This is a genomic window from Agrobacterium sp. SUL3 (genome assembly GCF_001263295.1).
Taxonomy (GTDB): Bacteria; Pseudomonadota; Alphaproteobacteria; order Rhizobiales; family Rhizobiaceae; genus Agrobacterium; species Agrobacterium tomkonis.
The window spans coordinates 21,087-39,837 of the sequence record NZ_KQ414507.1; the positions used below are offsets into that span (position 1 = coordinate 21,087).

Below are 18,751 nucleotides of genomic sequence, written 5' to 3' on the forward strand. Positions count from 1 at the left end.
ATTATCAAGTGAAGCAGCAGGGGCATGACGCGCAAGGATCGATGGATGTCACCCCTTTGGGGGCGGCGGGAATTTTTAGGCCTGCTCGCCGCGTCTGCCTTTGCCGGCAAGGCGGTGGCCGCAACCCCGCGCATCGCCGCAATTGACTGGGCTATGCTCGAAACCTCCGTGGCGCTCGGCGTCATGCCGGTGGCGGCAACCGAGCTAATCCAGTTCAGGGCCGGTGCGGTCGAGCCGGAAATCCCTGAAAGCGTCGTTGATCTCGGTCTGCGCGGCGCGCCGAATTTCGAGCTTCTGCAATTGACCCGGCCGGATCTCATCCTGATTTCGCCTTTCTACACGCGCTACACCGGCAGGCTGGAAGCGATTGCCCCGGTTTTCTCGCTGCCCTTTTACGTGAAGGGCGAGCCGCCTTTCGCAAAGGCGCTGGCGGCGGTCTCCGCCCTTGGCGAGAAGCTCGGCAGGGCAGACGAGGCGCGCAGGGTGCTGGACGAAACGGAAGCGGCGCTGCAAGCCATGCGGACCCGCCTTGCCGGTTTTTCCGCGCGGCCGACCTATGTGATCAACATCGGCGACGCCCGGCATTTTCGCGCTTTTGGTGCCGATAGCATGTTCGGGGATGTGCTTGGTCGGCTGGGGCTTTCCAATGCCTGGGTGGATCGCTCGCAATTCACCTTCGCGGCGCCGGTGCCGCTCGAAAATCTCGCCGCTTCGCAGGAGGCGCGCATCGTCATCGTCTCCGATATTCCGGTGGAGGCCCGTGAGAGCCTGCGCAACAGCGCCATCTGGCGGGCCCTTCCGGCCGTGCGGGAAAACCGGGTGGTCACGGTCGGCAATGTCGGTCCCTATGGCGGCATCACCGCCGGTATGCGTTTTGCACGGCTTCTGACCGAAGCGCTCTCGGCGCAGGGAGAAGCTCTGTGACCGCGCGGCCTCTCCAGCTTTTCTTCGGGCTTCTGTTCGTTCTGGCCTGCGGGCTTTCTCTGCATGCCGGCCTGCAGCGGCTGCCTTTCGGCGCATGGCCCGGCCTGCCGTTCGATGCCGCCAACCTGTCGATGGATCAGGTGATTTTCGCCTTCAGCCTGATGCCGCGCGCAGTTGTCGCCATTCTGGCGGGCGCGATGCTCGGCCTGTCGGGTGCGCTTTTCCAGCAATTGTTGCGCAATCCGATTGCCGACCCCTCGACGCTCGGCATTTCCGCTGGCGCGCAGCTGGCTATCGTCATCGCCACCCTGTTCTTTCCCTCGGTGCTGGATGGTAACCGCGCCTTCGTGGCCCTCACTGGCGCTGCCGCCGCCGCCGGCATTGTCTTTCTTCTCGGCTGGCGACGGTCCTTCGAGCCGGTGACCATGGTGGTATCAGGACTTCTCGTCGGCATAACCGCCGCCTCCGTTTCCGCGGCGCTGACGCTGGCGCAGGGCGAATATCTGATGTCGCTTGTCGTCTGGAACGGCGGCTCGCTCAGCCAGCAGGACTGGTCGAATGCCTTTTCTCTCGCCTTCCAGCTCCTTGCCGGCCTTGTGCTGACCGGTTTGCTGATAAGGCCATTGACGGTTCTCGGTCTCGGTGATGCCGGCGCGCGATCGCTCGGCGTATCGCTGTTTTCGATCAGGCTGGCGGTCGCGGCCGTTGCGGTCGCGCTGGCCGCCTTCGTTTCTGCAGCGGTCGGCCTCGTCAGCTTCATCGGCCTTGCCGCACCGGCGCTCACCCGGGCGCTCGGCGTGCGGCGGTCTTCCTCCGTGCTCCTGGTTTCCCCACTGCTGGGCGGGCTGCTGCTCTGGTTCTGTGATGGTCTCGTTCAGCTTCTGGCAAGCACGACGGCCGAAGTTTTCCCAACAGGCGCGGTGACGGCGCTGATCGGTGGGCCGCTGCTTCTGTGGCTGTTGCCGAAAATCCGGCCGACGGACGTCCATCGCAGCCAGGGCGGCGATGTTGCGGCAAGACGCCGGCTTGCTGCGCTGCTGCCAGTGCTTGTGATCATGGCCGTGCTGATCTTTGCAGCGCTTGCCATCGGCAAAGGCCCAGATGGCTGGACACTGCTGGGTGCCGGTGATCTGCAAAGCCTTCTACCCTTCCGCTGGCCGCGGCTGGTGGCGGCCATGGCCGCCGGCGGTCTTCTGGCCATGGCGGGCGCGCTTCTCCAGCGGCTGACCGGCAATCCCATGGCAAGTCCGGAGGTGATCGGCGTCAGCGGCGGCGCAGGCCTCGGTTTTGCCGCTGCCATCACGATTTTTCCGGCGGCTGGCCTCTTTGAACTGTTCGCGGGCGCTGGCATCGGCTCGGCGGCGGTCATGACCCTCGTGCTGATCTTTGCGGTGCGCCGGTATCTGGCGCCTGAAAAAATACTGCTTGCGGGCATTGCCGTCAGTTCGCTCTGCTCGGCCGTGCTTTCGGCGCTGCTTGCCATTGGCGACCAGCGTGCCTGGCAGATTCTTGCCTGGCTCAGCGGTTCGGGTTCGACTGCAACACCGGCTTCGGCGATATTTCTTGCGGTGCTTTCCGTCGTTCTTCTTTCAGCTGCGCTGTCGGTGACGCGCTGGCTGACAATCCTGCCGCTTGGCCGGGATGTGCCGATTTCCCTCGGGCTGCCGCTCAGTCTCGCGCGCATTGCTGTCATTGCGGTGGCCGGCATCGCCACCGGTGCTGCATCGCTGCTTGTCGGTCCCCTCAGCTTCGTCGGGTTGATGGCGCCGCATATCGCGCTTCGCGCCGGCTTCACCACGCCGCGCGACCATCTGTTCGCTTCTTTCCTTTTCGGAGCGGTACTGATGGCGCTTTCCGATCTCGGGGCGCGAACGGTCACCTTTCCCTATGAATTGCCGCTCGGGCTTTTTGCGGCTCTGGCCGGTGCGCCCTACCTGATCTGGCTTTCAGGCAGGCGCCAATGATGTGTCTGAGCATTTACGGAGATAAGAACCATGGGTGAGGCAGCATTTGCCGCCGGCTACGACGATACCCCGCTTTTTTCATTGGATGGGGTGACGATGGAGGTACCCGGCCGAACATTGCTGCAGCCGCTGACGGCAAGTTTCGCGACCGGCAAGACAATCGGCCTGATCGGCCATAATGGTTCGGGAAAATCGACGTTGCTCAAGATTCTCGCGCGGATCCAGGAGCCAACGGCGGGTAAAGTGTCGTTTGAGGGAAAGGCGTTGGGTGCCTGGGGTAACCGGGAGTTTGCGCGGAAGCTCGCCTATCTGCCGCAATATACGCCGGCCGCCTCCGGCATGCTCGCCAAGGAACTGGTGGCGCTCGGTCGTTATCCCTGGCATGGCGCGCTCGGCCAGTTCACCAAGGCGGATCAGGAGAAGGTGGACGAGGCCATCGAGCTGACCGACACCGTGGCCTTTCGCGACCGGCTGGTGGACACGCTTTCCGGTGGCGAGCGCCAGCGCGTATGGCTTGCGATGCTGGTTGCCCAGAATGCCGAAAGCCTGCTGCTGGACGAACCGATATCGGCGCTCGATCTCGCACATCAGATCGAAGTGTTGTCGTTGGTGCAGAGATTGTCACGCGAAAAGGGTCTCGGTGTCATCGTGGTGCTGCACGATGTCAACATGGCGGCACGCTTCTGCGACGAGATCGTCGCCCTGCATTCCGGTAATCTGATTGAAAGAGGAACCCCGCAGGAGATCATGACGCCAGAGGCGCTGGAGCGGATCTATGGCGTGCGCATGGATGTCATGACGCATGCTGCCACCGGCTTACCCGTCGCGCTGCCGCTTTGAGTTTGTTGCAGCAAAACAACGCCTGAAAGCGCTTGTTGTTGACAGTAATTTTCAACGCATTTTCCGCCCTAACAATGTCTTAATGGCACCCTACCGCCATTAGACATTGTTAACCGCTTTGCTTTCCTTGCATCCAATTAAGTTGTTTTGGATCGATTTCAGGGAACAAACGTTAACAGTGCGGAATTCAATATCCGGAGAGGGCAAGAAGGGCTGCTGCGGGTAGGACTAAAACAGGAGAAAATAAGATGAAAAAGGCTGTTGCCGTAACTTTTGCCGCATTGACGATGGGCCTCGGTGGGGCTGCATCCGCACTGGCTGCCGACCTTGCGAGATACGAATCCGCTCCGCAGGAGCAGGACGACCGCAACGGCGTCAAGATCGGTTATCTGAGCTGCGATATCGGCGGTGGTGTCGGTTATGTTCTCGGTTCCGCCAAGGAACTGGACTGCACCTTCCAGTCCACGATGGGCGCACGCCGCACCGACCATTACACCGGCGCCATCCGCAAGATGGGCGTTGACCTCGGCTTCACCACGCAGGGCCGTCTGGTCTGGGCCGTTTTCGCTCCGACCGCCGGTTACCACCGTGGTTCGCTCGGCGGCCTTTATCAGGGCGCAACGGCTGAAGTCACCGTTGGTCTCGGCGTTGGCACCAACATCCTCGTTGGCGGCACCTCCGGTTCCATCCAGCTGCAGACGGTCAGCGTGACGGGTCAGGTTGGTCTCAACCTTGCCGCCACCGGCACCTCGGTTACGCTGACGGCCATGAACTGATCGGCGAAGCGCCCGGTGCTTTGACCGGGCATTCTGTCGCATGTCAAAAAACGCCCTCTTCGTTGTCAGACGGGGAGGGCGTTGTATTATCCGAGACATGATTTCCATATTCAGACATATTGCGGCAGCGACCGTATTTTCCCTCGTCGCGGTGAGCGCCTTTGCCGAAGGCGATGCGGCTCATGGGGAAAAAGTTTTCAGCCGCTGTTCCACCTGTCACAGTGCCGATACGCCGCGCACCCGCATGGGTCCGCATCTGATGGGTGTGGTCGGCAGGCCGATGGCTTCCGTGGCCGATTACGGCCATTATTCGCAGGCGCTAAAGGATGCCGGCGCGGCTGGCCGGGTCTGGACGGAAGACGAACTGCAGAAATTCATTGCCAGCCCGAAGAAGGCGATCCCGGGAAATGCGATGCGTTTTTTCGGGCTGTGGAGCGAAACAGATATAACGGACCTGATCGCCTATCTGAAAACGCATCCCCTGCCACAATAATCGTCAGAGCGGCGCTTCCGCGACGATCTCTTCCGCCTCTTCAAAGCTCATCGCCATGACCTTCGCGCCGATCTCGAAGCCGAAGCCGTTGCGGGCGAAGGCGGAAAATTCCTTGCCCTTGCGCTTCTCGTCGAGTTCGACACGGCGAAACGGCCCGAAGGCGCGCTTGCGCGCGAAGATGACGGCGGCGACCAGATCGTTGGTCTCCTGCAACGCGGCCGTTGCCGTTTCCCGTGCTATGCCCTTGATCTGAAGTTTCTGCGCCAGCCCACGTTTCGATTTGCCGCTGCGCTGGCCGCTCCGCACAGCAATTTCCGCATAGGCCGTATCATCAAGCGCCTTGATGCCATAAGCGAATGTCACGGCAAATTCGCCGAGTGCCTTCACCTGCGCCGGGCTGATCTCCTGGAATTTTTCCCGCGCCTTGCGCATGATGGCGTCGCGCAGCTGCTTTTCCGTCATCATCCGCTGTTCCAGCCGGTAAAGGGCGGAATTGCGCGCCCAGGACAGCATGCGGCTGGTGGGTTCAACGGCCGGCGCTTCGCCGTCGAACTCCATGTCATCAGTCAGGAAGGGGCTGGAATCGTCACTCATGCCGCATTTATAACGCGGCAAAGCCGTCTTGCCAGTTCCTTCGCGGTCTGAATTTTACGGTTTCAGCGTCTCAGGGTGTCTGCGCACCGGTTGCGGCCACATATACCGAATAGAGTGATTTCGTTGCGGTGATGAACAGCCGGTTCTTTTTCGGGCCGCCAAAGGTGAGGTTTGCAACCGTCTGCGGCACCTTGATCTTGCCGATGAGCGTGCCATCAGGCGCAAAGCAGTGAACGCCATCACCGGCGCTGGTCCACAGATTGCCGGCCGTATCCAGGCGGAAGCCGTCCGGAAGGCCATTGTCGAGGTTGCAGAATTCCCGGCCGTTGGCGAGCTTCGCGCCGTCCACCACGTCGAAGACGCGGATATGGCGCGGGCGGGAGACATCGTGGCTGTAGGAACTATCGGCGATATAGAGTTTCGTTTCATCCGGCGAGAAGGCAAGGCCGTTCGGCTGCACGAAGTCATCGATGGCGATGTCGATCTTTCCGGTTGCAGGGTCGAGCCGGTAGACATTGCGCGTCTTCTGCTCCGGCTCGGCCTTGTATCCCTCATAGTCGGAGAGGATGCCGTAAGTGGGGTCGGTGAACCAGATGCTGCCATCGGATTTCACCACCACATCGTTGGGTGAATTGAGCCGCTTGCCGCCAAAGCTGTCAGCGAGAACGGTGATCGAGCCGTCGACCTCGGTACGGGTAACGCGGCGGCCGCCATGTTCGCAGGAAACCAGTCGTCCCTGCCGGTCGCGCGTGTTGCCATTGGTGAAGTTGGAGGGATGGCGGAACACCGAGACGCCGCCATCCGGCACCCAGCGCAGCATGCGCTGATTGGGAATGTCGCTAAACAGCAGGCAGTTCAAATCGGCAAACCACACCGGCCCTTCGGCCCAGCGGCAGCCGGAATAAAGCTCTTCCAGCTCGGCATTGCCGACGACCAGATGGCGGAAGCGGTCATCGTGGATTTCGTAAGGGGAGGTGTTGTCTGTGGTCATGAGCGTGGTCCGCTTGTGGGCTTGTTGTTTAGGGTCAGCGCGTGGCCTTGGGGCCACTTGCCAGAAGAATGACTGATATGATGATGAGGCCGGTGAGGATGAGGCGGATGCCGGCGCCGAAACCATAGGTGTTCAGCATCGAAACCACCAGGAACATGAAGAGCGAGGCGCCCCAGATGCCGGGAACGTTGGAATCGCCGCCCGCCACTGCCGTGCCGCCGATGACGACGACGGCAATCGACATCAGCAGATATTCGGATCCCATGTTGAGCGCCGCCCCGCCGGAAAAGCTGGCAAGCAGATAACCGGCAATCGCCGCCAGCACCGCGCAGAGCACATAGGTGACGAAACGGGTGCCATCCACCGGAATGCCGGTCATGCGGGCGGCAAAGGTGCTTTGGCCGATAGCGGAAATCCAGCGGCCGTAAAACGAACGGTCGAGCAGCAGCCAGGCGACGATCGAGAGCAGCAATGCGACAAGTGCGACGTTCGGAATGCCGAAAGAGCTGGAGATGGCGAAAGTGGCCAATGTTTCCGGCGGCTTTATGCGCAGGCCGCGATTTGACCAGATGGCGATGGATTGCACGATGAAGCTCATCGACAGCGTCGCGATGATCGGCGGGATGCGCAGGAGCTTGATCAGCGCATAATTGCCGATGCCGATGGCGATGCCGATCAGGATGGCGATCAGCAGTCCCGGCAGGATGAGACCGTCGGACACATCCATGAATTTCAGCGCCAGCGTGCCTGATAGCGTCATTGTTGCGGGAACGCAGAGGTCGATATTGCCCGGCCCGAGCGTGATGACGAACATCTGGCCAATGCCGACGATGACGGAAAAGGCCGCGAAGGTGAGCGCCGCATGCGACAGCCCGAAGGAGCTTGCGCCGCCGGTGAAGAGCACGGTGACGATCCACACGGCAGCCGTTGCGGCGAACGACCAGATCCATGGTTTTTTCGAGAGGGATGACAGTCCGTTCATTGGTTTTTCTCCCGCTTTTCAAGACGGTTGAGCAGGATGCGCAGCGCCAGCACGATGATCAGGATCGCGCCTTGCGCGCCGATCTGCCAGTCCGGCGAAATGCGCATGAAGGACAGGAAAGAGCCGGCAAGCGTCAGCGTCAGCGCGCCGATGACAGCGCCGACGGGTGAAACCCTTCCGCCGACGAATTCGCCGCCGCCCAGAATGACACCGGCAATCGACAGCAGCGTGTAACGCAGGGCGATATTGGCGTCTGCCGCGGTCGTCAGTCCGACAAGGGCGATGCCCGACAGCACCGCGAAGAAACCGGCGAGCGCAAAGGTGGCGGCGCGGATGCCGACCACCGACCAGCCGGAACGCTCCACCGAGCGGAAATTGCCGCCGACGCCGCGCATCAGCACGCCGAAAGAGGAGCGCATGACGATGTAATGGGCAACCACCGCGATCAGGATACTGGCGACGATGGCGATCGGCACCAGCGGCGGTTTGGCTGTCATCAGCGCCCGGATGAAGGCGGGCGCCTGGCCGCCGGGCGAGGGCAGGATGAGCACGGCCAAGCCGCCCCAGACGAAACTCATGCCGAGTGTGACGACGATTGAGGGCAGGGCGCGGATATGGATGATGGCCCCGAGTGCGGCATAAACCGCAATCGCGCCGGCAAAGATCGCAATGCCGAGAAGCGGTGTCGTCTGCAGGAAGGTGGCGGTGACACAGGCGCAGAAACTGACGAAGGTGCCCATCGACAGGTCGAGATCGTTGACCGACATGATCAGCATCTGTGCAATGGTGGCAAGTGCGATAGGCACTGCCAGATTGAACAGCAGGTTCATGCCGTTATAGCTCATGGCGCGCGGTTGCATGTAGAAGACGGCGGCGAGCAGGAAGGCGAGCGAGGCGGCGGGAATGATGAGGCGAAGGGCGCTGGCGGAGAGTTTCATGCGTGGTCTTCTCCGGCAAAGGAAGCGGCCAGCACATTCTGCTCGGTGATGTCATCGCCGACGAGTTCCGCCTGAATGGCGCCGTCGCGGAAGACATAGACCCGGTCACAAAGGCGGATTTCGTCCATTTCGGTGGAATACCAGATGAAGGTGCGGCCATGAGAGGCTTCGGTTCTCAAGATGTCATAGACCTCCTGTTTGGTGCCGATATCGACGCCACGCATCGGGTCGTCCATCAAAACGGTGCTGGCGGTGGTGGCAAGCGCGCGGGCGAAAAGCACCTTCTGCTGGTTGCCGCCGGAGAGGGATAGGATCTTGTTGCCCATATCAGGCGTGCGGATTTCGATGCGCTGTTTCCACTGCGCGCCAAGTTCCATTTCCCTGGTCCGGTCCACCATGCCTGCCGATGAAATATCCCTGAGCGAGGCGATGGAAAGGTTCTTCAGGATGCTCCAGAGCGGGAAGGTGCCGTTCAGACTGCGGTCGCCCGCCACGAAGGCGATATCGGTCTTTCGCGAAGGCAGCCAGCTGCTGTTCTGCGCGAGATAAAGATCGAGCAATGCTTCGGTCTGGCCATGGCCGCCGAGGCCGGCAAGGCCGATGATCTCGCCGCGAAAGGCCTCGAAGGCGAGGCCTTCACCGCGCCGCGCCGGCATGGAGAGCACCTTTTCGCCTGCCTTGCGGCCTTCTCCCTGCCGCCTGTCCTGTTCCTTGACGACGCTGCCCATGGCTTCGACCAGCGAGCGGGTGGTAAATTCCGCAGCCTTCCGGTCGGCCACCACCCGGCCGTCCTTCATCACCACGATACGAGTGGCGGTGGAGAGAATTTCGCCGAGAATATGCGAGATCAGCAGCACCGAGCCGCCCTCGCGCACGAAACGGCGGACATACTCCATCAACTGCTCGGCAAGGCCGGCATCTAGCGAAGACGTCGGTTCATCGAGGATCACCAGTCTCGGCGCCTGCGGAATGCGGCAGAAATTGATGGCGATTTCCACCATCTGCCGTTCGGCGATGGATAGTTCGGAAATCGTCAGTTCACAATCGATGCCGTGGCCGGGAAATATCTCGTCCAGGGTCTGCCGGATCGTCGTCAGTGCCCGGCTGCGCCAGTTCCGGCCGCCGATTGCGGCATGCATGATGCGGACGTTTTCGCTGATCGTGAGGTTCGGGCAGAGCGACAGCTCCTGAAACACACAGCGCACGCCATTGGCACGGGCGGCCGCGATACCGTGGCGGTTCTGGTCGCCTCGATAAGAAATGGAACCCTCATGCGGTGTCAGCCCGCCATTGATAACGTTGACGATGGTGGATTTTCCCGCGCCGTTATGGCCGACGAGCCCGAGGCATTCCCCGGCACGGATGATGAGATCGGCCCCGTCCAGCGCCTTGACCGCGCCGAACACGACCTTCACGCCGCGCGCGGCGACGACCTCTTCCGCCTCGATGATGTCATTCATGAGCAATTACGCCAGTGATCTGAAAATCGGATAAAAGTGTTGGCTGCTGCGGCGTCCGTTTCCGGAGCGCCGCAGATATCGGTTGTGAACCGGCCCGCTTATTTGGCGGCGATGGCCTTCTGCGCATCCGCCTGCGAATATTCCACATTCGCCACGCCACCCTTCTGGGTCGTCTTCAGGTTTTCCTCAAGATTACCCTGATCGATACGCAGGAAGGGAACGGTCAGATCCTTCTTCACATCCTTGCCGTCGAGGATCTGCTGCGCCACCCAGAAAGCCAGCGTCGAGACGCCGGGGGCGATGGAGACGGACATGGTCTCGTAACCGCTCGCATCCTTCTGCTGTTTCCACCATTGCAGTTCGTCTTCGCGGTTGCCCATCACGATGGTCGGCGTCGGGCGCTTGGCGGCGGCGAAAGCCTGTGCGGCACCGTAACCGTCACCGCCCTGCGTCACCACGGCGGCAACTTCGGGAAGGCTTGGCAGGATGCCGGCAACGGCGCGCTGTGCCACATCCTGCGCCCAGTCGCCATTGACCGAACCGACAATCTTGAACTGCGGGTTCTTGGCGACACCGGCGGCAATGCCGGCATGGATTTCATCATCCACCGAAACGCCTGCAAGACCGCGGATTTCGAGCAGATTGCCGCCCTTCGGCATGGCCTTGGCGAGATAGTCGATCTGGCTTTCGCCCATGGCCTTGAAATCCACGGCGATGCGCCATGCGCAGGGTTCGGTGACGATGCCGTCAAACGAGACCACGATAATGCCGGCGTCGCAGGCTTCCTTCACAGCGCCATTGAGGGCGGTTGGCGAAGCGGCGTTGATAACGATGGCGTCATAACCCTGCAGAATGAGGTTCTGGATTTGCGCCGCCTGTTCGGTCGCCTGGTTTTCGGCGGTTGTGAAGGCGTCGGCGCTCGCGACCTGCTTGTCGGCGACAGCCTGCTTGGTGATCTTGTCCCAGCTGGTCAGCATTGCCTGACGCCAGGAATTGCCTGCGTAATTGTTCGAAAGCGCGATTTTTTTCGCCGACGTATCGGCATGAGCGGTGATCGGCAAGGCTGCGCACGCGACAGCGGCCGACGCCAGAAGCATCTTCCTGAAAGCCATTGATTTTCCTCCCTGGTGGCTTGCCCTTTCGGGTCCGGAACCCTCACCCGCCGCAAATCTCCTCGGCAGCAGACGAAATCCCGTTGCACTGGAGCTCCGTTCCCCAGTACAAGCGAGAATGACCAAGAAGATTTGGCTTGTATAGGCGGATCACGGCAATCTTCCTGCGGGTTTCCGCAGAAAGCATGCGGGAACCCGCAGGACGAACCGGCCTTGCCCGGCGCAGAATGGATGATGCGGCGTTCCGAAGGGTCATCTCAGCCGCAATGGTCGAAGGCAGGCGCTTGGGAGGGTGCCCGCACATGCTGGATACGCCGAAAAGCGCTCTGTTTCACCACTATATGGGCATTTCGCGGTTGCTCGCCGGGCAGCTCGAATTCAACGCCATCATTCAGGCGGTCGCCACCGAGATCAGCCATATTATCCCGCATGACCATATGGATGTGTGCATCAAGCAGCTGGATGACAAATACCATATTGCCTATGAGAGCGGTCTCGTCAGCGCCTGGAGCCGGCAGCCGCCGGCCCTGTTGACCGGCAGCCCGATCCGTTCCCTTCTCTCCGGTGCGGTCGAATATCTTTTGAGCGGCGATGCCTGCGCCGATCCGCGCTTTCACTTCGAAGGTTCGTTTTCGAGCCCGATCATCGAACTTGGCCTGCACAGCCGCCTGCATGTGCCGATGAAGGTGCATGGCGATATCATCGGCGCGCTCAGCTGTTCGTCACACCAGTCGGACGCCTATGGGGTGGAGGATGTCGCCAATGCCCGCGCGGTTGCGGATTTGCTGGCGCCCTATTTCTACGCCATCCGTGCCGCCGAACAGGCCAAGCGTTCCGCCATCGAGGAGGCGCGCGCCAATGCTCGCGAAGAGGGCCTGCGGCTGGGTGCCCTGCAATTGACCGAGGCGCTGGAGGCCGAACGGCAGCGCATCGGCATGGATCTGCATGACCAGACGCTGGCGGATCTCACACGGCTGGCGCGGCGCATCGAACGTATGAGCCATGCCTCCGACGTTTCGGGCGAAATGCTGGAGCCGGTGGTGCGCAGCCTGCAGCATTGCATGCAGGACCTGCGTGAAATCATCGAGGAGGCAAAACCCTCCATCCTGCAATTGTTCGGCGTCGTGCAGGCGATCGAGACCTATGTGGACCGCTCCGTCCGTGACAGCGGATATGCGATTGAATGGTCGGTAACCGATGAGACCGACGGGCTGGTGGAAACGCTCGACAAGACGGTGGCCATCTCGCTGTTGCGCATCGTGCAGGAGGCGGTCAACAATGCCATTCGCCACGCCCAACCTGAAGCCATTGCCGTGACGCTTTCGTCCGTCGATGGCGGGTTGCGGGTGACGGTGAGCGATGACGGCAGCGGCGGCGGTGAAGGCGGAGCCTCCGGCGGTCTCGGCATCGGCAACATGAAGACGCGGGCGCGGCTGATTTCGGCGCGGTTCGATATTGGCGGTAACGGTGCGGGAGCCGGAACCCGAATTACTGTAACGCTGCCGGAAAGCGCTTTCGACCGGCGGGAGGATGTGTGACATGGACGTGCTGATCGTCGAGGACGATGCGCTGCACCGCGCCTATCTGAACGAGGCCGTGCGTGCCGCCCTGCCGGAATGCGACAAGGTGCTGGAAGCGGCCAACGGCAGAACCGGTGAAAAGCTCGCGCGGGAAAACCGGGCCGCCCATATTGTCATGGATTTGCAGATGAACGAGCGCAACGGCATTGAGGCGGCGCGCACCATCTGGAAGGAAAGGCCGGATACACGCATCCTGTTCTGGTCCAACTATTCCGACGAGGCCTATGTGCGCGGCGTCTCCCGTATCGTGCCGGAAGGGGCTGCCTATGGCTACGTGCTGAAATCGGCCTCCGACGATCGGTTACGGCTGGCGCTGCGCAGCATCTTCATCGAGGCGCAATGCGTGATCGACCGGGAAGTGCGCGGCCTGCAGGAAAAGAGCCTCGGCAAGGCGCATGGCTTTACCGATTCCGAATATGAAATCCTTGTCGATGTCGCACTCGGCCTCACCGACAAGGCGATTGCGCGCCGTCGCAACCTGTCGCTGCGCAGCGTGCAGAACCGGCTGCAAAGCCTCTATGAAAAGTTGAACGTGCATCAGGCTCCTGGTGATGATGATGCGGAAGGCCGGTATAATCTTCGAACCCGCGCCGTCACGGTGGCCTTCCTGCGCAAGCTTTTGAATTACAGTGCGCTGGAAAGGGCCGAGCGGGAACTGGCGGAATGGGCGGGGAGCCGCTGAGCCTTACGGCAGGAAGGCAAGCAGCCGTCTTTCATCCGCCCTGAGGCCGGAGACGGGCTTTGCGCCGACTTTCAAAATGCGGCCAAGCTTTTTCTGTGCCTTTTCCTCCGTCGCAATCTCGAGAACGGCAGGGTGCACATAACTCTTGCGGCAGATGGCGGGTGTGTTGGAAAGCTCCGTCGCGGCCGCCTGACACATGCCCTTTATGCTTGGTTTTTCACCTGACGCCACATGCTCCATCGCATCGCAGAAGGCCGCCAATGTTCCGCCCCAGGTACGGAACGTCTTGGCGGAAATTCCGGCGCCGCCGGTGCGGGAGAGGTAAGCGTTGAGATCGCTGGAGTCGACTGAATGCACCCGGTTTTCGCTATCCTGCCAGACGAAGAGTTCCTTGCCGGGCAGATCGGCGATTTCCTCAAGTATCTTCTGAAGCCGGGGGTGGCGCAACTGGCGCTTCACCTTCTGCCCGCCCTTGGCGGCAAAGCGCAATTCGATGGTCTCACCAAAGGAGACGTGGCGTTTGAGCAAGGTGGTCGCGCCATAGGTGCCGTTGGTTTCGAGATAGGAACGGTTGCCGACGCGCAGATAGGCGGCATCGAGCAGCAGCGTGAGCGCGGCCAGCGTCATCTCCGGCCCGTGATCCTGTTTCTCGATGTCGGCAATGGCCCGGCGACGAATGGCGGGCAGCGCCTTGCCGAAGCTTTTGAGCTGGAAGAATTTCGTCTCACCCCGCAGGGCGTGCCAGTCAGGATGGTAGCGATATTGTTTTCGCCCACGGGCATCGAAGCCGGTTGCCTGTAGATGCCCGGTGGGATCAATGCAGATCCACACGTCTTTATAGGCGGGCGGCACGCCGAGCGCCTTGATGCGCTTCAGTTCGACGCTGTCGGACAGTAATTCTCCGCCCGGCAGACGGTAACAGAAACCGCGTCCGCGTTTCTCGCGGGCAATGCCCGGCTCCTGATCGTTGACATAGGCAAGTCCGATTTTGGCAAGAAGGCGGGTGGGCGGTTGTGGCATGGTTTTTTCCGGCAGGTTTCACGCTGCGGCAAACGAAAAACAGGCCGCCTTCGTTCCGGCGGCCTGTCGTTCCAGTCGTGAGTTTTCTCAGCCGGCCTTGGCGATCCGCAGAATCTGCGATTCGCCGCCGCCGCGCTCTTCGGTCACGGCATAGATCGCGCCATCCGGACCGACCTTCACGTCGCGGATGCGCGCTTCGAGCGGTAGCCGGCTTTCGGTCGCGACCCTGTCTCCATCGATATGCAGGATGACGAGACCCTGGCTCACCAGACCACCGACAATGAAGGCGCCCTTCCATTCGGGAATCTGGTCGCCGTCATAATAGGTCATGCCGGAAGGGCCGATAACGGGGTCCCAATAATAGACCGGCTGTTCCATGCCTTCCTTGGCGGTAACGCCTTCGCCAACCGACCGGCCGCTATATTCGACGCCATAGGTAATGACCGGCCAGCCGTAATTCAGGCCCGCTTTCGGCATGTTGAGCTCATCGCCGCCCTTCGGGCCATGTTCCACGGTCCAGAGCCTGCCCTCTCCATCAAGCGCTGCGGCCTGCAGGTTGCGGTGACCATAGCTCCAGATTTCCGGCAGGGCATTCTGCTGACCGGCGAAGGGGTTACCTTCAAAAGCCTTGCCTTCGGCATCAATGCGGAAGACCTTGCCAAGACCACTCGACAGATCCTGGGCCTGCACGCGCGGCGTCGCATCCGAACGTTCGCCGACAGTGACGTAAAGCTCTTTGTCAGGTCCGAAGACGAGGCGGGAGCCGAAATGCTTGTCGCCGTCATAGGTGGGCATCTGGCGGAAAATCACCGAGACATCTTCCAGTTTTGCCGCACCGCCATCTTCGGTCAGCTTGGCCGAAGCGACGGAGGTGCCGTTGCCGCCATCACGTGGTTCGGAGAAGGAAAAGAAGATTTTACGCGATGTCTCGAAATCGGGAGCCACCGCGATGTCGAGAAGACCACCCTGTCCGGCGGATGCCACCTCGGGCACACCCGCGATCGCCGGGCCGGCCTTGCCATCAGCGACGATATGCATGGCGCCTTCCTTGGCGGCGACGATCATGCGGCCGTCGGGAAGGAATTCCATCGACCAAAGATGTGGAAGACCCTCGGCGACGACGGTTTTTTCAACGTTCGGCTGGGTAGCTGCCTGCGGCGCGCGCGTCTGGCCCTCGAAATCCGGCTTCTGATCCGGCGCATTTGGCCGTTTCGTTTCGGCAGCCGGAGCGGTCTGTGCATGGGCGGCGCCGGCGAACCGCACGGCAAGCAGCGCACATAAGATCGTCGAACTCAGAAATCGGTTGTTGTGGAACATGGGTCTCCCTTCCTTCGTTTACGTCAGGCGGAGAACCATTTGGGGAGGATTTCGTTTCCTGCGAGAGTTTCAAGAAAACTTGATGAGGTCGTGTACTGTCGCACGCCCCTTTTCTCATCCATGTGAATTCGTAAGGAACCGCAAGCGCGCCATCACGTTTTCCCTCTGGTTAAAGGAGGGTGCCATGCAGATCATTGATAACAGGACCATAGACGGGAACAGACCGAAGCCGATCCTGAATGTTGCGGAATTCTGCCGCCGTTACCGGCTGGATAAGGCCGAAGAGACCCGGCTGAGAAAACTCTTCGGCGAGTTCGCTTCGCGGCACGAGCTTCTGATGAATGCGCAGCGTAAGCCCAGTTTCCGCTGATCATTCCTCCGGCTCAGTCGATTTCCCGAAGATCATGAAGACATCATAACGGGTATTCTTGCCCATTATCTGATGGGAGGGCTTGCGAATGCCTGGCATCGGCTCAGCTCGCAGCGGCCATTTCAGAACCACCCGCTTCGTTGCATGTTCGAGCGCCACCTCCATCAACTCTACCTGATCGGGATCGGAACCCACCAGTTCTCTCAGCACCCGCATTTCTTTTTTCACCAGCGCCGTGTTGTGGCGCGGCGGATGCATGGGGTCGACGATGACCACTTCGGGTGAAAGTTCTTGCAACAACTCGCGTGAATCGCCCCGCAGCAGCGTCATGCGCGCTGCCGCCTCGGCATAGGCGCCGCCTGCCTCCAATGCGCGGCGAATACCGTCGGCGAGATGGGCGTGCATGCCCGGTGAGCGTTCAATGAGGGTAACCTCCGCTCCGAGCGACGCAAGCAGGAACGCATCTCGCCCCAGCCCCGCCGTGGCATCGACGATTTTTGGCGTGCGGCCCTTCGTAAAACCGGCGGCTTTGGGCAGGGCCTGTCCACGCCCTTCGCCGGAGCGGAAACGGTGCCCGACCGCACCGCCGACAAAATCCACCACGAAGCTTTCGTCTTGTTCTTTCATCGCAGGCCTCAGAACGGGCAGGGTACGGTATAAGTGACGTCTCGGCCATCGGGATGGCGAAAGCCCACTTCTTGCGCATGCAGCATCAGGCGCGGCGCGGCCGCGAGCGCCTCGCCCTCGGCATAAAATTCATCGCCGAGGATCGGATGGCCGAGCGCCTTCATATGCACCCGCAATTGGTGGGTGCGGCCGGTGAGGGGCGTGAGTTCCAGCCGTGTTGCCGGAAGCGGCAATCGCTCCAACACCCGCCATAGGCTTTGCGACGGCTTGCCATTTTCATGGTCGACGCGATGGCGTGGCTTGTTGTCAGGATCGATCGCCAGCGGCAGGTCCACCTCGCCCGCTTCATCCGCGACCGTGCCCCAGACGACGGCCACATAGGATTTACGCGTTTCACGGTTCTCGAACTGGGCGGCGATGGCGGCATGGGCCTTGCGGTTCAACGACATCAGCACGATGCCTGATGTGTCCTTGTCCAGCCGGTTAATCATCAGCGCTTTCGGAAACTGTTTCTGCACCCGCGTCATCAGGCTGTCGGAGAGCGCCGGGTCGCGCCCGGGCACGGATAGAAGCCCGCTCGGTTTGTCCAAAACCAGCAGATCGTCATCCCGGTGCACGATGGTGAGCCAGGGCTCGAGCGGCGGATTGTAGATGGGGTTGGAAAGTTCAGATGACATGGCGCTTCATTAGCACGAATCTCGCATTCGGACAGGCGTGCTTAGTCGGGAATGTGGAGATTGACGCGCCCGCTGGTCAGGTCGCTTAAAAGTCGGGTGAGCCGTTCGGCCTCCCCGGCTGGAACGGAAAGCAGCATATCCGCACCGGTGCCGGTGAAGTTCTCCCTCTCCAGCCGCAGGTTCTGCGTGGCGGAAAGGCGCGATTTTACCAGCGCCAGATCGGAGAAGGGGCAGCTCAGCGTGGCGCTGACATAGGCGATGACCGGCGAGGTTTCACCAAGGCGAAGGCAGGCTGCCGCCGTGCCGCCATAGGCGCGCATCAGGCCGCCGCTGCCGAGCAGGATGCCGCCAAACCAGCGGATGACGAGAACGGCGATATTATCCAGCTGTTGGCCGTCAATGGCCTGAAGGATCGGTTTGCCGGCCGTACCCGAGGGTTCGCCGTCATCGCTGAAACGATAGGTCTGACCGCAGCGCCACGCCCAGCAATTGTGGTTGGCATCGAGATCCGAATGCGCCACGAGGAAGCTTTTTGCGTCCTCCTCGCTGGTTATCGGCGCGGCAAAGGCGATAAAGCGGCTTTTCTTGATATCCTGCGAAAAGGTGACGGCGCGGTCGAGCGTGAACATGGGCGTTCAATATCGCATATATTCGCGTCCGGAAATCGATATAAGGCTTCAAAGGCGAAGATGGTGATGGAGAGGGTTTTGGCAAAGGCGAGGCGGGTCGCGATTGTCGGCGGCGGGCCGGCGGGATTGATGGCGGCCGAAATGCTATCGGTCGCAGGCAATACTGTGACGGTGTTCGAGGCGATGCCAACCGTGGCGCGCAAATTGCTGATGGCTGGAAAATCCGGACTCAACATCACCCATGCCGAAGACTACGACAGTTTCCGCCATCGTTTTGGCGATGCCGAACCGCGGCTGCGCGCCGCCCTCGACGATTTCACGCCTGACATGCTGCGCGACTGGGCGCATGGGCTGGGGCAGGAGACCTTTGTCGGCACATCGGGCCGGGTGTTCCCCAAGGCCATGAAAGCCTCGCCGCTGCTGCGCGCCTGGCTCGCCCGATTGGAAGCGCAAGGTGTTTCCATCAGGACACGGCATCGCTGGACAGGCTTTTCCGGCGATCAACTGGTTTTTGAGACGCCGGCAGGCGCGGTTGAAGTTAAGGCCGATGCCGTGCTTCTGGCAATGGGTGGCGCAAGCTGGCCGCGTCTGGGGTCCGATGCCGCATGGGCTCCGGCGCTTACGGCCAAAGGCGTGGAGTTTTCTCCGTTCCGTCCCGCCAATTGTGGTTTCGACGTCGAATGGAGTGATGTCTTTCGCGCGCGTTTCGCCGGTGAAGCGGTGAAATCCACCATCACCATTTCCCCGGCCGGAGCCTTTCAGGGCGAATTCGTGA

Annotated in this window: 20 protein-coding genes; 9 read left to right on the top strand and 11 right to left on the bottom strand. The window is 61.2% G+C overall.

From position 1 onward, the window contains the following. Positions 1-24 precede the first annotated feature (24 nt). The 5 genes from AKG12_RS17900 to AKG12_RS17920 all read left to right on the top strand — a co-directional run bounded on the left by AKG12_RS17900 (position 25) and on the right by AKG12_RS17920 (position 4,997). Positions 25-924 carry an iron-siderophore ABC transporter substrate-binding protein gene (locus tag AKG12_RS17900; RefSeq protein ID WP_052819894.1) on the top strand — a complete coding sequence of 300 codons (900 nt, stop codon included), beginning with the start codon at positions 25-27 and terminating at the stop codon, positions 922-924. After that, positions 921-2,888, top strand: coding sequence for a Fe(3+)-hydroxamate ABC transporter permease FhuB (fhuB, locus tag AKG12_RS17905; protein WP_052819896.1), 1,968 nt, complete (start codon positions 921-923; stop codon positions 2,886-2,888). The genes AKG12_RS17900 and fhuB overlap by 4 nt, the downstream gene beginning before the upstream one ends. Positions 2,889-2,918: 30 nt before the next feature. Beyond that, positions 2,919-3,728, top strand: coding sequence for an ATP-binding cassette domain-containing protein (locus AKG12_RS17910; protein ID WP_052819898.1), 810 nt, complete (start codon positions 2,919-2,921; stop codon positions 3,726-3,728). 248 nt (positions 3,729-3,976) lie between these two features. Continuing rightward, positions 3,977-4,504: a DUF992 domain-containing protein gene (locus AKG12_RS17915; protein WP_046801646.1), complete on the top strand. Its 528-nt coding sequence runs from the start codon at positions 3,977-3,979 to the stop codon at positions 4,502-4,504. A gap of 97 nt (positions 4,505-4,601) precedes the next feature. Then, positions 4,602-4,997, top strand: a complete 396-nt coding sequence (locus AKG12_RS17920) for a c-type cytochrome (RefSeq protein ID WP_046801647.1) — start codon at positions 4,602-4,604, stop codon at positions 4,995-4,997. A gap of 3 nt (positions 4,998-5,000) precedes the next feature. On the opposite strand, the gene recX is transcribed toward AKG12_RS17920, so the two are convergent. The 6 genes from recX to AKG12_RS17950 form a co-directional block, all read right to left on the bottom strand. Continuing rightward, on the bottom strand, positions 5,001-5,591 hold the full coding sequence (recX, locus tag AKG12_RS17925; protein WP_052819900.1) for a recombination regulator RecX: 591 nt from the start codon (positions 5,589-5,591) through the stop codon (positions 5,001-5,003). 70 nt (positions 5,592-5,661) lie between these two features. Then, entirely contained in the window at positions 5,662-6,582 is a 921-nt protein-coding gene (locus tag AKG12_RS17930; RefSeq protein ID WP_052819902.1) for an SMP-30/gluconolactonase/LRE family protein, read from the bottom strand. A gap of 34 nt (positions 6,583-6,616) precedes the next feature. Then, positions 6,617-7,564 (bottom strand): ABC transporter permease, encoded by a 948-nt coding sequence (locus AKG12_RS17935; protein ID WP_052819904.1) that lies wholly within the window; start codon positions 7,562-7,564, stop codon positions 6,617-6,619. Next, on the bottom strand, positions 7,561-8,502 hold the full coding sequence (locus AKG12_RS17940) for an ABC transporter permease (RefSeq protein ID WP_046801651.1): 942 nt from the start codon (positions 8,500-8,502) through the stop codon (positions 7,561-7,563). The genes AKG12_RS17935 and AKG12_RS17940 overlap by 4 nt, the downstream gene beginning before the upstream one ends. After that, positions 8,499-9,962 carry an ATP-binding cassette domain-containing protein gene (locus tag AKG12_RS17945; RefSeq protein ID WP_052819906.1) on the bottom strand — a complete coding sequence of 488 codons (1,464 nt, stop codon included), beginning with the start codon at positions 9,960-9,962 and terminating at the stop codon, positions 8,499-8,501. The genes AKG12_RS17940 and AKG12_RS17945 overlap by 4 nt, the downstream gene beginning before the upstream one ends. 98 nt (positions 9,963-10,060) lie before the next feature. After that, positions 10,061-11,074 carry an ABC transporter substrate-binding protein gene (locus AKG12_RS17950; protein WP_052819908.1) on the bottom strand — a complete coding sequence of 338 codons (1,014 nt, stop codon included), beginning with the start codon at positions 11,072-11,074 and terminating at the stop codon, positions 10,061-10,063. Between the two features lie 302 nt (positions 11,075-11,376). On the opposite strand from AKG12_RS17950, the gene AKG12_RS17955 reads away from it, so the two are divergent. Both AKG12_RS17955 and AKG12_RS17960 read left to right on the top strand, forming a co-directional pair. Beyond that, the gene (locus AKG12_RS17955; protein WP_052819910.1) at positions 11,377-12,612 is read left to right on the top strand and encodes a GAF domain-containing sensor histidine kinase; all 1,236 of its coding nucleotides are present in this window, start codon (positions 11,377-11,379) and stop codon (positions 12,610-12,612) included. Position 12,613: 1 nt separating this feature from the next. Then, positions 12,614-13,336, top strand: a complete 723-nt coding sequence (locus AKG12_RS17960; RefSeq protein WP_010973515.1) for a response regulator transcription factor — start codon at positions 12,614-12,616, stop codon at positions 13,334-13,336. Positions 13,337-13,339: 3 nt separating this feature from the next. Here the strand turns inward: AKG12_RS17960 and AKG12_RS17965 are convergent, their stop codons facing one another. After that, positions 13,340-14,356, bottom strand: a complete 1,017-nt coding sequence (locus AKG12_RS17965; RefSeq protein WP_052819912.1) for a DNA topoisomerase IB — start codon at positions 14,354-14,356, stop codon at positions 13,340-13,342. Between the two features lie 87 nt (positions 14,357-14,443). Then, positions 14,444-15,673, bottom strand: coding sequence for a PQQ-dependent sugar dehydrogenase (locus AKG12_RS17970; protein ID WP_052819914.1), 1,230 nt, complete (start codon positions 15,671-15,673; stop codon positions 14,444-14,446). 184 nt (positions 15,674-15,857) lie between these two features. On the opposite strand from AKG12_RS17970, the gene AKG12_RS30765 reads away from it, so the two are divergent. Further along, positions 15,858-16,043, top strand: a complete 186-nt coding sequence (locus tag AKG12_RS30765; RefSeq protein ID WP_046801657.1) for a hypothetical protein — start codon at positions 15,858-15,860, stop codon at positions 16,041-16,043. Here AKG12_RS30765 and AKG12_RS17980 read toward each other — a convergent pair whose 3' ends face one another. Genes AKG12_RS17980 through AKG12_RS17990 form a run of 3 tightly spaced genes read right to left on the bottom strand, consistent with a single transcriptional unit; the run spans position 16,044 to position 17,976 of the window. Beyond that, entirely contained in the window at positions 16,044-16,670 is a 627-nt protein-coding gene (locus AKG12_RS17980) for a class I SAM-dependent methyltransferase (RefSeq protein ID WP_052819916.1), read from the bottom strand. It lies immediately after the preceding gene. 8 nt (positions 16,671-16,678) lie between these two features. After that, entirely contained in the window at positions 16,679-17,347 is a 669-nt protein-coding gene (locus tag AKG12_RS17985) for a pseudouridine synthase (RefSeq protein ID WP_052819919.1), read from the bottom strand. A 41-nt stretch (positions 17,348-17,388) separates the two neighbouring features. Next, positions 17,389-17,976, bottom strand: a complete 588-nt coding sequence (locus tag AKG12_RS17990; protein WP_052819921.1) for an IMPACT family protein — start codon at positions 17,974-17,976, stop codon at positions 17,389-17,391. Positions 17,977-18,042: 66 nt separating this feature from the next. Between AKG12_RS17990 and AKG12_RS31070 the strand changes: the two genes are divergently transcribed. Continuing rightward, positions 18,043-18,751 (top strand): TIGR03862 family flavoprotein (locus tag AKG12_RS31070; RefSeq protein ID WP_285277761.1); only part of this gene is annotated, 709 nt, incomplete at its 3' end.

Coding starts and splice junctions, on each gene's coding strand:
- AKG12_RS17900 (WP_052819894.1), top strand. CDS start 25: ATGACGCGCAAGGATCGATGGATGTCACCCCTTTGGGGGCGGCGGGAA.
- AKG12_RS17910 (WP_052819898.1), top strand. CDS start 2,919: ATGGGTGAGGCAGCATTTGCCGCCGGCTACGACGATACCCCGCTTTTT.
- AKG12_RS17915 (WP_046801646.1), top strand. CDS start 3,977: ATGAAAAAGGCTGTTGCCGTAACTTTTGCCGCATTGACGATGGGCCTC.
- AKG12_RS17920 (WP_046801647.1), top strand. CDS start 4,602: ATGATTTCCATATTCAGACATATTGCGGCAGCGACCGTATTTTCCCTC.
- recX (WP_052819900.1), bottom strand. CDS start 5,591: ATGAGTGACGATTCCAGCCCCTTCCTGACTGATGACATGGAGTTCGAC.
- AKG12_RS17930 (WP_052819902.1), bottom strand. CDS start 6,582: ATGACCACAGACAACACCTCCCCTTACGAAATCCACGATGACCGCTTC.
- AKG12_RS17935 (WP_052819904.1), bottom strand. CDS start 7,564: ATGAACGGACTGTCATCCCTCTCGAAAAAACCATGGATCTGGTCGTTC.
- AKG12_RS17940 (WP_046801651.1), bottom strand. CDS start 8,502: ATGAAACTCTCCGCCAGCGCCCTTCGCCTCATCATTCCCGCCGCCTCG.
- AKG12_RS17945 (WP_052819906.1), bottom strand. CDS start 9,962: ATGAATGACATCATCGAGGCGGAAGAGGTCGTCGCCGCGCGCGGCGTG.
- AKG12_RS17950 (WP_052819908.1), bottom strand. CDS start 11,074: ATGGCTTTCAGGAAGATGCTTCTGGCGTCGGCCGCTGTCGCGTGCGCA.
- AKG12_RS17955 (WP_052819910.1), top strand. CDS start 11,377: ATGCTGGATACGCCGAAAAGCGCTCTGTTTCACCACTATATGGGCATT.
- AKG12_RS17960 (WP_010973515.1), top strand. CDS start 12,614: ATGGACGTGCTGATCGTCGAGGACGATGCGCTGCACCGCGCCTATCTG.
- AKG12_RS17965 (WP_052819912.1), bottom strand. CDS start 14,356: ATGCCACAACCGCCCACCCGCCTTCTTGCCAAAATCGGACTTGCCTAT.
- AKG12_RS17970 (WP_052819914.1), bottom strand. CDS start 15,673: ATGTTCCACAACAACCGATTTCTGAGTTCGACGATCTTATGTGCGCTG.
- AKG12_RS30765 (WP_046801657.1), top strand. CDS start 15,858: ATGCAGATCATTGATAACAGGACCATAGACGGGAACAGACCGAAGCCG.
- AKG12_RS17980 (WP_052819916.1), bottom strand. CDS start 16,670: ATGAAAGAACAAGACGAAAGCTTCGTGGTGGATTTTGTCGGCGGTGCG.
- AKG12_RS17985 (WP_052819919.1), bottom strand. CDS start 17,347: ATGTCATCTGAACTTTCCAACCCCATCTACAATCCGCCGCTCGAGCCC.
- AKG12_RS17990 (WP_052819921.1), bottom strand. CDS start 17,976: ATGTTCACGCTCGACCGCGCCGTCACCTTTTCGCAGGATATCAAGAAA.